At 63.2% G+C, this 16,128-nt stretch carries 16 protein-coding genes; 10 read left to right on the top strand and 6 right to left on the bottom strand.

What is annotated here, in order from left to right:
• Positions 1–35: 35 nt before the first annotated feature.
• Complete coding sequence (locus NKI47_RS06955) at positions 36–221, bottom strand: hypothetical protein (protein ID WP_254815832.1); 186 nt, start codon at positions 219–221, stop codon at positions 36–38.
• Positions 222–331: 110 nt separating this feature from the next.
• Between NKI47_RS06955 and gcvA the strand changes: the two genes are divergently transcribed.
• From gcvA to NKI47_RS06910, 9 genes are all read left to right on the top strand, one after another.
• Entirely contained in the window at positions 332–1,243 is a 912-nt protein-coding gene (gene gcvA / locus NKI47_RS06950) for a transcriptional regulator GcvA (protein WP_292662413.1), read from the top strand.
• A 212-nt stretch (positions 1,244–1,455) separates the two neighbouring features.
• Positions 1,456–2,766: an ABC transporter substrate-binding protein gene (locus NKI47_RS06945; RefSeq protein WP_023676994.1), complete on the top strand. Its 1,311-nt coding sequence runs from the start codon at positions 1,456–1,458 to the stop codon at positions 2,764–2,766.
• A gap of 114 nt (positions 2,767–2,880) precedes the next feature.
• On the top strand, positions 2,881–3,753 hold the full coding sequence (locus NKI47_RS06940; protein WP_023676993.1) for a carbohydrate ABC transporter permease: 873 nt from the start codon (positions 2,881–2,883) through the stop codon (positions 3,751–3,753).
• Between the two features lie 207 nt (positions 3,754–3,960).
• Entirely contained in the window at positions 3,961–4,785 is an 825-nt protein-coding gene (locus NKI47_RS06935; protein WP_023676992.1) for a carbohydrate ABC transporter permease, read from the top strand.
• A gap of 51 nt (positions 4,786–4,836) precedes the next feature.
• Positions 4,837–5,841: an ABC transporter ATP-binding protein gene (locus NKI47_RS06930; RefSeq protein WP_023676991.1), complete on the top strand. Its 1,005-nt coding sequence runs from the start codon at positions 4,837–4,839 to the stop codon at positions 5,839–5,841.
• Positions 5,838–6,608, top strand: a complete 771-nt coding sequence (locus tag NKI47_RS06925) for an L-iditol 2-dehydrogenase (protein WP_352588656.1) — start codon at positions 5,838–5,840, stop codon at positions 6,606–6,608. Before NKI47_RS06930 ends, NKI47_RS06925 begins: the two co-directional genes overlap by 4 nt.
• Before the next feature lie 71 nt (positions 6,609–6,679).
• Entirely contained in the window at positions 6,680–8,158 is a 1,479-nt protein-coding gene (locus NKI47_RS06920; protein WP_352588653.1) for a mannitol dehydrogenase family protein, read from the top strand.
• Between the two features lie 15 nt (positions 8,159–8,173).
• On the top strand, positions 8,174–8,857 hold the full coding sequence (locus tag NKI47_RS06915; RefSeq protein ID WP_352588650.1) for an HAD family hydrolase: 684 nt from the start codon (positions 8,174–8,176) through the stop codon (positions 8,855–8,857).
• Positions 8,854–10,440, top strand: coding sequence for an FGGY-family carbohydrate kinase (locus NKI47_RS06910; protein WP_352588647.1), 1,587 nt, complete (start codon positions 8,854–8,856; stop codon positions 10,438–10,440). The genes NKI47_RS06915 and NKI47_RS06910 overlap by 4 nt, the downstream gene beginning before the upstream one ends.
• A 14-nt stretch (positions 10,441–10,454) precedes the next feature.
• Here NKI47_RS06910 and NKI47_RS06905 read toward each other — a convergent pair whose 3' ends face one another.
• Complete coding sequence (locus tag NKI47_RS06905) at positions 10,455–11,036, bottom strand: histidine phosphatase family protein (protein ID WP_352588953.1); 582 nt, start codon at positions 11,034–11,036, stop codon at positions 10,455–10,457.
• Positions 11,037–11,269: 233 nt separating this feature from the next.
• On the opposite strand from NKI47_RS06905, the gene NKI47_RS06900 reads away from it, so the two are divergent.
• Complete coding sequence (locus tag NKI47_RS06900; protein WP_352588644.1) at positions 11,270–12,673, top strand: MATE family efflux transporter; 1,404 nt, start codon at positions 11,270–11,272, stop codon at positions 12,671–12,673.
• A gap of 16 nt (positions 12,674–12,689) precedes the next feature.
• Here NKI47_RS06900 and NKI47_RS06895 read toward each other — a convergent pair whose 3' ends face one another.
• The 4 genes from NKI47_RS06895 to speB form a co-directional block, all read right to left on the bottom strand.
• Entirely contained in the window at positions 12,690–13,337 is a 648-nt protein-coding gene (locus NKI47_RS06895) for an amino acid ABC transporter permease (RefSeq protein WP_023722520.1), read from the bottom strand.
• Positions 13,334–14,002: an amino acid ABC transporter permease gene (locus tag NKI47_RS06890; protein ID WP_352588641.1), complete on the bottom strand. Its 669-nt coding sequence runs from the start codon at positions 14,000–14,002 to the stop codon at positions 13,334–13,336. Before NKI47_RS06890 ends, NKI47_RS06895 begins: the two co-directional genes overlap by 4 nt.
• A gap of 6 nt (positions 14,003–14,008) precedes the next feature.
• Positions 14,009–14,818, bottom strand: a complete 810-nt coding sequence (locus tag NKI47_RS06885; RefSeq protein ID WP_352588638.1) for a transporter substrate-binding domain-containing protein — start codon at positions 14,816–14,818, stop codon at positions 14,009–14,011.
• A gap of 137 nt (positions 14,819–14,955) precedes the next feature.
• Positions 14,956–16,017: an agmatinase gene (gene speB / locus NKI47_RS06880; RefSeq protein ID WP_352588634.1), complete on the bottom strand. Its 1,062-nt coding sequence runs from the start codon at positions 16,015–16,017 to the stop codon at positions 14,956–14,958.
• Positions 16,018–16,128 lie beyond the last annotated feature (111 nt).

Genomic DNA, 16,128 nt, shown 5'->3' with positions numbered 1-16,128 from the left:
GAAACGCACCTGAAGCCCCGATAAAACGAGCGTCACTACTGGTGCCGGCCGCAAGGATCGTTGCCGTCGAGAAAGCCCATGTCGCGCTGCAGATGCGGCGGCAGCTCCCGGACGTCGAGATAGGCCCGTTTCCGCGCCGCGTGCCTTGCCAACCCCCGCGCCAACCGTGAAAACCAGCCATGGGCTGGAGCAAGAAGCAGCTTTTCCTGTATTGTGGTCATGATCGTCAGCCTTCGCTATCCCTAGGCGTAATTGATCTTCAATACGGAATATCGGTAGGACCGGCCGGTGCCGCCAATCAAACGTCGATCACTGCCCATAAGGAGGGCTTATGCCGGAGCTCAATTCACGACAGCTGGTTTCGCAGCTTCCTCCGCTTCAGGCGATCCGGGTGTTCGAGGCGGTGGCGCGGCATCTCTCGTTCACCAAGGCCGCCCAGGAGCTTGGCATGACGCAGGCGGCGGCAAGCTATCAGATCAAGCTTCTGGAGGAGCGCATCGGCGCGCCCCTGTTCTTGCGCCAGCCAAAACAGATCGTGCTGACCGAACCCGGCCAGCGCCTGGCGCCCGCGGTCAGCGAGGCGTTCGCGCTGTTGAGCGGCGCCTATGCCGCCGCGCGCACCGGCGCCGACGGCGTGCTTTGCGTTTCGACGCTGCTGACATTTGCCTCCAATTGGCTGGCGCAGCATCTCGGTTCGTTCCAGGTCGCGCATCCGTCGCTGGCGGTGCGCGTCGATACTTCGAACAGGGTTGTCGACTTTGCCAGAGAGGATATCGACATCGCCATCCGCTCCGGCGGCGGCAACTGGCCGGGCGTCGAGACCCATATGCTTTTCAGGGCCGATTTCACGCCGGTCCTTAGTCCAAAGCTCGCGGCAAGCATCGGCGGCGTCAAGGAGCCGGCCGACCTGCTGCGGCTGCCGATCCTCGACCCGGGTGACATCTGGTGGCGGGACTGGTTTGCCGCCGCCGGCCTGCCGGTCGAGGAGCTGGCCAAGCGTCCCGGCACCAGCATGGGCGCGCAGGCCTACGAGGCCAATGCCGCGATTGCCGGCCACGGCGTGGCGATCGTTACCAAGGCGCTGTTCAAGACCGAACTTGCCGACGGCCGCCTGATCCAGCCCTTTGATCTGGTCGGTGACGACGGCCACGCCTATTGGCTGGTCTATCCGACGGCACGACGCAACGTGCCGAAGATCCGCGCCTTCCGCGATTGGATCCTGAGCGAGATCGCTTGCCAGTAGGCTGAATCCCAGCAAGCCCGAGCAAAGCGCCGGGCCCAATCAGCCCGGCCGAATCCTTCGTCAGACATGCCGCAAACGTCCCAGGCTTGCCGCTGCACGAGACCCGGCGTGCTGCGCTGCAGCAACGAATCCGTCTTGACATAATTCATCGCAAGTGAGTAATTGCTCACAGCCAAGGCAAATGCTCATCTTGGTTTATGGGAGGAATTTTGATGAAACTTCGCACGTTCACCCTAGGCCTGTTCTCGGCCAGCGCCCTCGCTTTCGCAGCGCATGCCGAATCCATCACCATCGCCACGGTCAACAATGGCGACATGGTCCGCATGCAGAAGCTGACCGACGACTTCACCGCCAAAAATCCCGACATTCAGCTGCAGTGGGTCACGCTCGAGGAAAACGTCCTGCGCGAGCGCGTCACCACCGACATCGCCACCAAGGGTGGCCAGTACGACGTGATGACCATCGGCACCTATGAAGTGCCGATCTGGGCCAAGCAGAACTGGCTTTTGCCGCTCGACAAGCTCGGCGACGATTACGACGTCAAGGATATCATCCCGGCCATAGCCGGCGGCCTGTCGGTCGACGGCAAGCTCTACGCCGCCCCGTTCTACGGCGAAAGCTCCTTCGTCATGTACCGCAAGGACCTGATGGAAAAGGCCGGGCTCAAGATGCCCGATGCACCGACCTGGGACTTCATCAAGCAGGCCGCCGACAAGATGACCGACCGCGCCAACGGCGTGAACGGCGTCTGCCTGCGCGGCAAGGCCGGCTGGGGCGAGAACATGGCCTTCCTGACCGCCATGTCGAACTCGTTCGGCGCGCGCTGGTTCGACGAGAACTGGAAGCCGCAATTCGACCAGCCCGAATGGAAGAACACGCTGCAGTTCTATGTCGACCTGATGAAAGCCGACGGCCCCGAGGGCGCGTCGTCCAATGGGTTCAACGAAAACTTGGCGCTGTTCCAGCAGGGCAAATGCGGCATGTGGATCGACGCTACCGTCGCTGCCTCCTTCGTTTCCGACCCGAAGAACTCCACCGTCGCCGACAAGGTCGGCTATGCGCTGGCGCCGGACAATGGCCTCGGCAAGCGCGGCAATTGGCTGTGGGCATGGTCGCTAGCCATCCCCGCCGGCACGCAGAAGGCCGACGCCGCTCAAAAGTTCGTATCCTGGGCAACCAGCAAGCACTATGCCGAGCTCGTCGCCTCGAAGGAAGGCTGGGCCAATGTTCCGCCGGGAACGCGCTCGTCGCTCTATGCCAATCCCGAATACCAGAAGGCAGCACCTTTCGCCAAGATGACGCTGGACTCGATCAACTCCGCCGATCCGACGCACCCAACCGTCAAGCCGGTGCCTTATGTCGGCGTCCAGTTCGTCGCCATTCCTGAGTTCCAGGGTCTCGGCACCACCGTCGGCCAGCTCTTCTCGGCGGCACTTGCCGGCCAGTCGAGCGTCGACGATGCCTTGAAGCAGGCGCAGGACGCCGCCACCGCGACGATGACCGAGGGCGGTTACATCAAGTAAGCTCCTCCCGGTGCCGGTTGCCAATGGCGACCGGCAACGGCCGCCCGAATCCCAGTTCGGGCGGCCAGCTTTCACACCGCTGAAAAACTTGGCCGACCTCGAAGGGTGACCGTCATGGCTACTCAGCAGACCCGTTCGCTTGCCCGTTTCATGATGGCGCCATCCGTGGTGCTGCTGCTGGTCTGGATGATTGTGCCGCTGGCATTCACGCTGTGGTTTTCCTTCCAGCAATACAACCCGCTCAATCCGATGCGCGACGGCTTCGTCGGGTTTTCGAACTACGCGCTGTTCTATTCCAACCCGGCATTCCTGCAGTCGATCCTCAACACGCTCACCATCGTCGTCAGCGTGCTTTTGATCACGGTGATCGGCGGTATTCTGCTCGCCCTTCTGCTTGATCAGCCGATGTGGGGACAGGGCATCGTCCGCATCCTTGTCATCTCGCCGTTCTTCGTCATGCCACCGGTGGCAGCACTGGTCTGGAAGAACATGATCATGCATCCGCAGTACGGGGTTTTCGCCGATATTGCGCGCTTCTTCGGCGGGCAGCCGATCGATTGGTTCGGGCAGCACCCGCTCCTGGCGATCATCATCATCGTTGCCTGGCAATGGCTGCCGTTTGCTACGCTGATCCTGTTGACCGCGCTTCAGTCGCTCGACGTCGAGCAGAAGGAAGCCGCCGAAATGGACGGCGCCGGCTTCATCAGCCGCTTCATCTATTTGACGCTGCCTCATATGTCGCGCGCCATAACCGTCGTCATCCTGATCCAGACGATCTTCCTGCTGTCGGTCTATGCCGAGATCCTCGTCACCACCAATGGCGGCCCGGGTTACGCCTCCACCAACCTGCCCTTCCTCGTCTATCAGAAGGCATTGCTGGAGTTCAAAATCGGCCAGGCGTCCGCCGGCGGTATCATTGCCGTCATTCTCGCCAACATCGTTGCCTTCTTCGCCATGCGCGCTGTCGGCAAGAACCTGGATAAATAAGGGAGGATAAGATGGCACGTGCGCTGAACCACCCCCACTCCGTCCCGCTGCGCGGGACACCTCTCCCCCTGCCCGGGAGAGAGGAAAGGCCTGCATCGAAGCCGCGCCCTTCCTCTACCCCGTCGATCGGGGGAGAGGTGGTTTGCGCAGCAAACCGGAGTGGGGGTCGACCCTGCCGCCAACATCGCCGATAGGGAGGACCTGACCATGGCACGTGCAGTCACCACCCAGCACAAGACGATTGCTACCGCGGCCGCCTGGATCGTCGCGCTGCTGATCTTCTTCCCGATCCTCTATACGATCATCACCTCGTTCAAGTCGGAGCAGGAGGCTATCCAGGGCTTCAACCTGTTCCCGTCGGGAACCACGGAGAGCTATTCCGAGGTCCAGGCGCAGAACGGCTATTTCAAATTCTTCCTGAACTCGGTGTTCCTGTCGGTCGGCTCGACCATCCTGGCTCTGCTCGTCGCCATACCGGCGGCATGGTCGATGGCGTTTTCGCCGGGCAAACGCACCAAGGACATCCTGATGTGGATGCTTTCCACCAAGATGATGCCGGCCGTCGCCGTGCTGTTTCCGATCTATCTGATCTTCCGCGATACCGGTCTGCTCGACAGCCGCATCGGCCTGATGGTCATGCTGATGCTGATCAACCTGCCGATCGTGGTCTGGATGCTTTACACCTATTTTCGCGAGATCCCGGGCGAGATCCTGGAAGCGGCGCGCATGGACGGCGCATCGCTCTGGAACGAGATCATCTATGTGCTGACGCCGATGGCGGTCCCCGGCATCGCCTCGACCATGCTGCTCAACATCATTCTCGCCTGGAACGAGGCGTTCTGGACGATCCGGCTGACCACCACCGAGGCCGCGCCGCTCACCGCTTTCATCAGCTCCTTCTCCAGCCCGCAGGGGCTGTTCTGGGCCAAGCTTTCGGCCGCCTCGACGCTGGCGATCGCGCCGATACTGATCATGGGCTGGTTCAGCCAGAAGCAGCTGGTCCGAGGCCTGACATTCGGTGCGGTAAAGTAGCGGGCATCGCCTGACGCAAAACGAAAAGATAGCCCTTCGGGGGAGGAAACCATGGGAAACATCACGCTCAAGAACGTCTCCAAATCCTTCGGGGCGACGTCCATCATCCCCGGCCTCGATCTCGTCATCGAGGACGGAGAGTTCGTCGTCTTCGTCGGCCCGTCGGGCTGCGGCAAATCCACCCTGTTGCGTCTGATCGCCGGTCTCGAGGATACCAGCGGCGGCACCATCATCATCGATGGTCGCGACGTCACCGGCGAGGCGCCGGCCAAGCGCAAGCTGGCTATGGTGTTCCAGTCCTATGCGCTCTACCCGCACATGACGGTGGCCAAGAACATCGCCTTCCCGCTGAAGATGGCGGGCGAGGACCAGGCGACCATCGACAAGAAGGTGAAGGACGCCGCGCGGATCCTGAACCTCACCAACTACCTCGACCGCCGCCCCGGCCAGCTCTCCGGCGGTCAGCGGCAGCGCGTCGCCATCGGCCGCGCCATCGTGCGCCAGCCGTCCGCCTTCCTGTTCGACGAGCCTTTGTCCAATCTCGACGCGGCGCTGCGCGGCACCATGCGGCTGGAGATCAGCGAGCTGCATCACCAGCTCAAGACAACCATGGTCTACGTCACCCACGACCAGATCGAGGCGATGACCATGGCCGACAAGATCGTCGTGCTCAATGCCGGCAATATCGAGCAGGTCGGCTCGCCGATGGAGCTCTATAAGACGCCGAAGAACCTGTTCGTCGCCGGCTTCATAGGTTCGCCGAAGATGAACCTGATCGAAGGCGCGCCGGCCGCCAAATATGGCGCCAAGACAGTCGGCATTCGCCCGGAGCATATGAACATTTCGAAGACGTCAGGCGACTGGAAGGCGACGGTCGGGGTTGCCGAGCATCTCGGCTCCGACACGTTTTTGCACGTCCAGGCGGATGGTGTCGGGCAGCTGACGGTGCGTGCCGACGGCGAGTTGGCCGCCCATCACGGCGACACGATCTACCTGACGCCGGAAAAGGCCAAGCTGCATCGTTTCGGCGCCGACGGGAAGGCGATGCTGCAATGAGGCTCCGGGGTAAATCGGCGCTGATTACCGGATCGGCGCGCGGCATCGGCAGGGCGTTTGCCGAAGCCTACATGCGCGAAGGGGCGACGGTCGCGATTGGCGACATCAATCTCGAAGCCGCCGAGAAGACGGCTTCGGAAATCGGCCGCAACGCCTACGCGGTAAAGCTCGACGTCACCGATCTCGCGTCTATCGATGAGGCCGTCAAGGCGGTCGAAGCCAGGGCCGGCGGCCTGGATATCTTGATCAACAACGCTGCTTTGTTCGACCTGGCGCCGATCGTCGAGATCACCAAGACAAGCTACGACAAATTGTTTTCGGTCAACGTCGCCGGCACGCTGTTTACGTTGCAGGCCGCCGCCCGTTCGATGATTGCCCGGGGCAAGGGCGGCAAGATCATCAACATGGCAAGCCAGGCCGGGCGCCGCGGCGAGGCGCTGGTCACCGTCTACTGCGCCACCAAGGCGGCGGTCATCTCGCTCACCCAGTCGGCAGGGCTCGATCTGATCAAACACGGCATCAACGTCAATGCCATCGCCCCGGGTGTCGTCGACGGCGAGCATTGGGACCATGTCGATGCCTTGTTCGCCAAGTTCGAGAACCGGCCGAGGGGCGAGAAGAAGAGGCTGGTCGGCGAAGCCGTGCCTTATGGCCGCATGGGCACGGCGCAAGACCTCACCGGCATGGCGGTGTTCCTGGCCAGCGATGAGGCCGAGTACATCGTCGCCCAGACCTACAATGTCGATGGCGGCCAGTGGATGAGTTGAGGGGGCGAAGGCGCTCTTCCCCCCGTCTCCTCCACGGGGGGAAGAGCCGTCCCGCTAAAGGGTAAAAGCAGATGACCGTGAAACTCTCTTCTTCCATCCTCGCCAAGCTGCCGCCCAAGGTCGCCGGCCCGAAATATGATCGCGCCGCGCTCAAGGCCGGCATCGTGCATTTCGGCGTCGGCAATTTCCATCGCTCGCACCAGGCCGTCTATCTCGACGACCTGTTCAATTCGGGTGTCGGCCACGACTGGGCCATTGTTGGCGCCGGCGTCTTCGAGGGCGAGAAGGTCGGCCGCGGCAAGTTGCAGGAGCAGGACTGGCTGACCACCGTGGTCGAGCAGGACAGCGGCCATATGAGCGCGCGCGTCACCGGCGTCATGATCGACTTTCTGGTGCCGGGCGATGCGGTCGCAATCGTCGAGCGGCTTGCCGATCCGTCGATCAAGATCGTCTCCCTGACCATTACCGAGGGCGGATATTTCATCGATCCGGCATCCGGCGTCTTCAATCCGACACATCCCGACATCGTTGCCGACGCTGAGCCGGGGGCGACGCCGAAGACCGTCTTCGGCCTCGTCCTCGCCGGGCTGCTGCGCCGCCGCGCCGACGGTATCGTGCCCTTCACAATTATGTCCTGCGACAACATCCCCCATAACGGCCACGTCACCTCAGATGGCGTCATCGGCCTTGCGCGGCTGATCGACGAAGGTTTGGCAAACTGGGTGAGCGAGAACGTTGCCTTTCCCAATGGCATGGTCGACCGCATCACGCCGGCCACCACCGACCGCGAGCGCGGCATTCTCTCCAGCGAGTTCGGCCTCGACGACAATTGGCCGGTGTTTTGCGAACCGTTCAAGCAATGGGTGCTGGAGGACCGTTTCACCGACGGCCGCCCGCCGCTGGAAAAGGTCGGCGTGCAGTTCGTCAGCGACGTCGCGCCCTATGAGCTGATGAAGATCCGCATCCTCAATGGCGGCCATGCGACCATCGCCTATCCGGCCGGGCTGATGGACATCCATTTCGTCCATGAGGCGATGCAGGAGCCGCTGGTACGCGGCTTCCTCGACAAGCTCGAGCATGACGAAATCATCCCGACCGTGCCGCCGGTTCCGGACACCGACCTCGAAGATTACTACCAGCTCATCGAGCACCGCTTCTCCAATCCGAAGATCGGCGACACCATACGCCGGCTTTGCCTCGACGGCTCCAACCGCCAGCCGAAATTCATCATCCCGACCATCGCCGACCGGCTGAAGGCTGGCAAAAGTGTCACCGGCCTTGCGCTGGAATCGGCGCTCTGGTGTCGCTACTGCTTCGGCACGACGGATTCCGGTGCCGTCACCGAGCCCAACGACCCGAACTGGGGCCGGTTGCAGGCGACGGCCAAGGCGGCCAGGGACATGCCTGCCGCCTGGCTTGCCATGGAGGACATCTATGGCGATGTCGGCCGCTCGCCGCCGTTCGCTGAAGCCTTCGGCCAAGCGCTGAGACTGCTGTGGGCGGACGGCGCGCGCGCGACACTGACGCGCTATCTCGCCGGCGACCTCTGAAGCCGATCCAGCGCGATGACGCCTGAACTGGTCATTTTCGACTGTGACGGCGTGCTGGTGGACAGTGAGATGCTGTCCGTCTCGGCATTGCTGGAGATGATCGCGCTTGCCGGCGGCAACGTCAGCGAGGACATTGCCTACGAGCACTTCCTCGGCAAGAGCATGAAGAGCGTCCGCGAAATCCTCGCAAGCGACTTCGGGCTCGATCTCACCGACCAGCATCTGACCGAGATGCGCTCCGAACTGATGCGCAGATTCCGCGAGGAGCTGAAACCGATGCCAGGTATCGCACAGGTCCTGCCGAGGCTCGGCGTACCGTGCTGCGTCGCCTCCTCCGGCACCCTGGAACGCATCCGCTATGCGCTCGCCGTCACCGGGTTGCTTGGGCTGCTGGAGCCGCATTTGTTCAGCGCCGCCATGGTGGCGCGGGGCAAACCGGCGCCCGATCTCTTTCTCCACGCAGCAGATAAAATGAGAGCGGCCCCGCGAAACTGCCTCGTCGTCGAGGACAGCCCGGCCGGCATCGAAGCGGCGCGGGCGGCCGGCATGCGCGTCCTTGCCTTCACCGGCGGCTCGCACACCGGCAACCCGGCATTGAAAGCGCGGCTTGCGTCGAGTGAGCCGGACTTTATATTCGCTGACATGCTGCAATTGCCCGATCTGATTGCAGGCTTGGGAGCGAGAGCAAGAACACCTTGACCAACAGTTTCGTTTGCGCGGTCGATGTCGGCACCGGAAGCGCTCGTGCCGGCATTCTCGACACCGGTGGCGCCTTGCTCGGCCGCGCCGAGCACCCGATCGCCATGCAACAGCCGAAGGCCGACCATGCCGAGCACGATTCGCAGGATATATGGTCGGCGGTGTGCATGGCCGTCCGCGCTGCCCGCGAAAAGGCGGGCGTGCGGGCCGAGGATATCGTCGGCATCTCCTTTGACGCCACCTGCTCGCTGGTGGTGCGAGACCGGCATGGCGGCCAGCTCAGCGTGTCCGTCACTGGTGAAAGGCGCTGGGACACCATTGTCTGGCTCGACCATCGCGCAATTGCCGAGGCCGACGAATGCACTGAAAGCGGCCACGCTGTGCTCGACTATATCGGCGGCGTCATGTCGCCGGAAATGGAGACGCCGAAGCTGATGTGGCTGAAGCGCAACCTGCCCGGAACATGGAACGAAGCCGGCTATCTATTCGACCTCACCGACTTCCTCACCTGGAAGGCAAGCGGCTCGCTCTCCCGTTCACAATGCACGCTGACCGCCAAATGGACCTATCTAGCCCATGAAGCGACCGGCTGGCGGCGCGACTTCTTCGAAGCCGTCGGGCTCGGCGATATCTTTGAGCACGGCAACCTGCCGGAAAAGGCAAGCCCGGTCGGTGCCGATATCGGCCCGCTCGGCGCGCAAGCCGCGACGGAGCTTGGCCTCACCGAAAAATGCCGGGTCGGCGCCGGCGTCATCGATGCCTATGCCGGCGCGCTTGGCGTGCTCGGCGGTTTCGCCGGTGACGCGACGAACATCGGCCGCCATCTGGCCCTGATTGCCGGTACGTCGAGTTGCGTCATGGCGATGTCGCCCGACCCGCAGCCTTTCGCCGGTGTCTGGGGCCCATATTATGGCGCAGCCCTTCCCGGCCTGTGGCTGTCGGAAGGTGGCCAGTCGGCCACCGGCGCGCTGCTCGACCACATCATCCGCTGGCATGGCGCCGGCGGCGAGCCGGATGCCGCCATGCATGCCAGGATTGCCCACCGCGTCGCCGAGCTGCGCGCCGCCGAGGGCGACAACCTCGCCGCAAGGCTGCACGTACTGCCCGATTTTCACGGCAACCGCTCGCCGCTCGCCGACCCGCATGCCGTCGGCGTCATCAGCGGGCTGACGCTGGATGCCTCCTTCGACAGTCTGTGCAAGCTCTACTGGCGCACCGCCGTCAGCATCGCGCTTGGCGTCCGTCATGTGCTGGAAGCTCTGAACGAGAACGGCTATCTGATCGACACGCTGCACGTCACCGGCGGCCACACCAAGAACCCGCTGTTGATGGAGCTCTATGCCGATGCCACCGGCTGCACGGTGGTCGAGCCGCTGGCGGACGAGGCGGTGCTGCTCGGCACCGGCATGATTGCCGCCACCGCGGCCAGGCTTTTTCCCGATTTGAACGCTGCCTGCGTCGCCATGCAACAGGGCGGCAGGACGCGAGGGCCCAATCCGGCTGCTGCCGGCCGGTTCGATCGCGACTACCGCGTGTTTCTCGAAATGCACAGGCAAAGGCAGGCGCTGGACGCGATCCGATAAATCGGGATCGGTTGCTATCTCTGGTTCCAGCGCCGGATGACCGGCTCGTCAAGGTCGTGCTCATAGCCGAGCACGCTTATGCTGGCGGTATCCAGCACGAAAAACGCGCCGGCTTGCGGCGGCAGGCTGAGCCAGCGTGCGGCCAGCACCCTAAGGAAATGCGAGCTTGAGAAGACCAGGACATTGCTGCCGACCTCGCGCAACTGGCTGACGATCCGGTCCGCCCTCGAGCCGACATCCGCGGCTGACTCGCCCCTCGGGCAGCCGTCGCGAAAGAGACGCCAGCCTGGACCTTCGGCAAGGATTTGCTTGGTGGTCAATCCCTCATAGGCACCATAATCCCACTCCGCCAGATCGTCCTTCTTCACGCCTGACGAGCCGAAGCCGGCCAGCGCACAGGTGTTGAAGGCGCGCTGCGACGGGCTCGACCACACCGCCGAGAAGGACAGGCCCTTGAGCCGCTCAGCGATCCGCCTTGCCGCTTCCTCGCCGGCCGGCGTCAGCGGTATGTCGGTTCGGCCGGTATGTTTTCCGGACGCACTCCATTCCGTCTCGCCATGCCGAACCAGATAGATTTCGGGAAACGCGCTCATCAGGCTGCCTTTCAAATGGATCTGCCGCGACCATAGCGGCTTCCATAGCCTCTCCAATAGCCTGCATTGAACCGACTGGCTTAACCCTTCCACAAGTCAGCCTCTTGCCACCGGTGCCCATTTGATAGACAAACCCGTCGTAATGCGGAATCCGGCCGATCTTGGCCATTTTCCGCGCTGAGACGCGGCTTCCGGCTCTTGCCGACGTGCCGCAATCGGATAGGCGGAAAACTAGAATGTCTGCGATCGAAGCCGACGCTCGCGCGCCGGAAAACCTTTGGCGTCGGGAAATCAGGGCGATGCTGGCGCTCGCCTGGCCGATGGTGCTGACCAATCTCGGCCAGACCGCGATGACCGCTACCGACGTCATGATGATGGGGCGGCTGGGGCCGGACACGCTGGCCAGCGGTGCGCTTGGTGCCAACCTCTACTTCATGCCGCTCATCTTCGGGCTCGGCCTGATGCTGGCGACCTCGCCGATGATGGCGACCGAGCTCGGCCGTCGCCGGCACTCGGTGCGCGACCTGCGCCGCACCGTGCGCCAGGGTCTATGGCTGGCGATCCTCATTTGCATTCCGATATGGGCCCTTCTCTGGCACGGCGAGAGCGTGTTGCTGGCCATGGGTCAGGAACCGGCGCTGGCGCACCAGGCCGGCATCTATCTGCGCTGGCTCGAATGGGCGGTGCTGCCCTTTTTCGGCTACATCGTCCTGCGCTCGTTCATTTCGGCGCTGGAACGGCCGGGCTGGGCGCTGATCATCGTCTTCGTTGCCGTCGCCTGCAACGCCTTCTTCAACTGGCTGTTCATGTTCGGCAATCTCGGCATCCAATCGATGGGCATCGCCGGCTCCGGCCTCGCCACCACTCTGTCCAGCACGTTGATGTTCGCCGGCATGGCGGCGGTGGTGATGCTTGAGAAGAAATTCCGGCGCTATCGTCTGTTCGGACGCTTCTGGCGCGCCGACTGGCCGCGCTTCAAGGGCCTGCTGCGGCTCGGCCTGCCGATCGCGGGCCTGCTGGCGTTCGAGGTGACGATCTTCAACGCGGCGGCCTTTCTCATGGGCCTGATCGATGCGGCTTCGCTTGCCGCCCATGCGATCGCCATCCAGATCGCCTCGATCACCTTCATGGTGCCGCTCGGCCTCAACCAGGCGGTGACGGTGCGCGTCGGACTTGCCCACGGCGCCGGCAATCCGGAAGGTGTCAGCCGGGCTGGCTGGACCGCCTATGTCGTCAGTGTCTCCTTCATGGCGCTGATGGGGCTAGTGATGATCCTGTGGCCGCATCTCTTGATCGGCGCCTTCATCGATCTCGGCAATCCGGCTAATGCCGAGGTGGTGGCGCTTGCCGTGTCGTTCCTCGCCTTTGCCGCGCTGTTCCAGGTTTTTGACGGTGCGCAGGCGGTCGCCAGCGGCATGCTGCGCGGCCTGCACGACACCAAGGTGCCGATGATCTATGCCGCGATCGGCTATTGGGGCATCGGGCTGCCGCTCGGCGTGCTGCTGGCCTTTCGTTTCGGCTTCAACGGCGTCGGCATCTGGATCGGCCTGTCGTCGGGACTGGCGGTGGTTGCGGCACTCCTGCTGGTGCGCTGGCTGCGGCGAGACAAGATCGCGCCGCCGCTGGTATTCGGGCGTTGAATTGCTGGTCGCCCGCTCAGCGGGCCGCCGCCCGCTGCTCGAGCGAACGTGCGTATTGCGTCAGCGGAAAGCACATGACGAAGAAGATCAGCGCTACCAGCCCATAGACTTTGAACGGTTCGAAGGTCGCATTGTTGATCGCGTTGGATGTCCTCACCAGCTCCTCGAAACCGATGATCGACGTCAGCGCGGTCGACTTGATCAGCTGCACCAGAAAGCCGACGGTCGGTGCGCGGGTGATCGAAAACGCCTGAGGCAAGATGATCAGCCGGAGTTCCTGTAGATAGTGCAGGCCGAGGCTGGCGCCGGCGTCCCACTGGCCGCGCGGCAGTGCATCGACGCCGCCGCGCCAGATCTCGGCGAGATAGGCGCTGGCAAAGAAGGTCAGGCCAAGCACCGCCGCGGTCCACGGCTCGATGCGCAGGCCCAGCATCGGCAAGCCGAAGAACATCAGGAAGAGCTGCATCAGCAGCGGCGTGCCCTGGAAAAGCGCGATGTAGCCGGAGGCAAACCGGCGCGCCCATTTATTCTTGGCGATCCGGAAGAACAACACGATCATGCCGACCACGGCCCCGCCGACAAAGGCGGCCAGCGACAAGAGCACCGTCCAGCGCGCCGCCAGCAGCAGGTTGCGCAGAATGTCCCAGAAGGTGAATTCGATCATGACACGCCGGCTCCGAGAAGCCGGCGCCCGCCGCCGACCAGCAGCCGGCGCAGCCCAATCGACAGGATGAGATAGACCATCGTCACGATGAAATAGGTCTCGAAAGCCCGGAACGTGCGCGCCTGCAGCATGTCGGCTTCATAGGTCAGCTCGCGAACGGCGATCTGCGATACCACGGCGGATTCCAGCATCATGATGACGATCTGGCTGGTCAGCGCCGGATAGATCACCTTGAGCGCCTGCGGCAGAACGATCTTGATGAAGACCTGGCGCGGCCTGAGCCCAAGCGCCAGTGCCGCTTCCGTCTGCCCGGGCGGCACCGCGTCGAGCCCGGCGCCAACGATCTCGATCGTATAGGCAGCCATGTTGAGCGTCATCGCCAGCATGGCTGCCACCATCGGATCGAGCCTGACGCCGATGCTGGGCAGCCCGAAGAAGATGAAGAATAGCTGCACCAGGAACGGCGTGTTGCGGATCACCTCGACATAGACGCCGATCGCCCGCTTGAGCAGGAGCGGACCGTTCCGCCGCCCTGCGGCGCCGAGGATGCTGAGCAACGTTCCCGCCAGCGTGGTGACAGTGATCAACAGGATCGTCGTGGCCGCGCCGCGCGCGATCGCCCCTGTCGCCCCGGCAAGCCAGCCGAAGTCGAGGCTATAGCTCACCGGCCATCAATCCTTGAGATTGGCGGGATCGAGCGGCGTCTTCAGCCAGGCTTTCGAGCTTTCGTCCAGTCTGCCGTCGGCCAGCATCTTGGCAACCGCGTCATTGACCGCCTGCTTCAGGCGGTCTTCCTTCTTGTTGAGGCCGATATGCGAGGGCGAGGTGAGAAGCTGGAATTTCTGCTCCGGCTTCAGTTCCTCCTGGCGGGCAAGCACCTGGGCGCCGACATCGTTGCCGACCACCATCAATTGGGTCTGGCCCGAAATGAAGGCCTGGATGACGGAATTATAGTTGTCGAAGCGGCGGATGTCGGCCGAGGCCGGTGCCGCCTCGGTCAGCGAGGTATCCTCCAGCGTGCCGCGATTGACGGCGATCGACTTGTCGGCGAGGTCTTCCTTGCCTTTGACCGCAAGAGCTGCCGGGCCGATGACTGCGATGTAATAGGGCGCGTAGGCGGCGGCGAAATCGATCACCTGCTCACGCTCCTTGGAATAGCCGACACTCATCAGCAGGTCGACCCGCTTGTCGGTCAGGTACGGAATGCGGTTCTGGCCGGTCACGCTGACCAGATTGAGCTTGACCTTGAGCTGGTCGGCGATGGATTGCGCCACGTCGATGTCGTAGCCCTTGATGCTCATGTCGGCGCTGGCCGAGGAGAAGGGCGGGAAGTCGGAAAAGATGCCGACATTGATGGCGCCGGCCTTGGCGATGTCGTCGATCGCGTCGGCATTGGCGGCCTGGTTGGTGAAAGCAAGACCGGTCGCGCCGAGCATCAGCACGGCGGCGATGGATGATTTGAGCTTCATGTGAAGTGTCATTGTCATTCCCCTGCTGGAAGCTTGTTTGTTTGAGTGCAACCGCCGACTCCAGCGCGGCGGTCGCCTTTGGGTTCTCTAGTGGACCATGATCTTCTCCGAAAACCGGTTCCCACTTTTCGGGATCATGGTCGAGCGTGTCAGCCCGCCTTGCTGGTGATTGCCGGGCTGAAGACGATCAGGCTGAGGATCTCGAACAGCACCTGCGCGCCGGCATGCGCCGTGTTGCTGGTCGCGTCGTACTGCGGTGCCACCTCGACGACGTCGCCGCCGACGATGTTGAGGCCTTTCAGGCCGCGCAGCAGCTCGAGCACTTCGCGCGTCGTCAGCCCGCCGACCTCCGGCGTGCCGGTGCCCGGCGCGAAGGCAGGATCGATGCTGTCGATATCGAACGAGACATAGGTCGGGCCGTCGCCGACTATCCTGCGCGCCTTGTCGATAATGGCGGGAATGCCGAGGCCGGTCACCTCTTCGGCATGCACGACGGTCATGCCGGACTCATAGGTGAACTCCCACAGATACTCGGCCGAGCCGCGAATGCCGATCTGGATGGTGCGGCTCGGGTCGAGCACGCCGTCCAGCACCGCGTTACGGAACGGCCCGCCATGGTGGAACTTGGTCATGTCGAACAGGCCGCTGGTGTCGCAATGGGCGTCGATATGGATCATGCCCACAGGCGCCTTTTTGCCGACCGCCTTCAGGATCGGATGGCTGATCGAATGATCGCCGCCGACCGAAAGCGGCAGAACGCCGGCGTCGACGATCTGGTTGGTGCGGCGTTCGATGTCGTCATGGCTGGTCTCTAGCCGGTAGCGGCTCTGGAACGGCACATCGCCGATGTCGGCGACCTTCAGCTCATGCGTCGGTGCGCATTCCAGCACATGATTGTAGGGGCCGATGCGCTCGATGGCGCGCAGCGCCCTTGGCCCGAAACGGGCGCCCGGCCGGTTGGTGACGCCCAGATCCATCGGCACACCGATCATCGCCACCTGCAGATCGCCGAAATCCGGATTGTCGGCGGCGATTTCCCGATAGGGCGCCGCGAGGAAGGTCGGGATGCCGGAATAGGGCGCCAGTCGCGTGCCGGTCTTGGAGAAGATCTTGTCGGCGACACGCTGGAATTTCGGGTCGAACATTTCGCCGCCATGGCTCTCGCCGTATTTGCGGCGCAACGCTTCGAGCTTGCCGCGGTCGTAACCCATGTCGGTCCTCCATGGCTGGTGCGGCGCGCGGACAGCGGCCCCGATAGCCGCAGCCGTCGGCTGCCTGCAGATTTCACGTCTTGATGCAATGCCTGGGCAAAGTGTCCCGTA

It is taken from the genome of Mesorhizobium sp. M0633 (assembly GCF_040320645.1).
Lineage (GTDB): Bacteria > Pseudomonadota > Alphaproteobacteria > Rhizobiales > Rhizobiaceae > Mesorhizobium.
The sequence above is the reverse complement of the archived record's forward strand: the minus strand, read 5'-3'. Positions and strand labels throughout refer to the sequence as shown.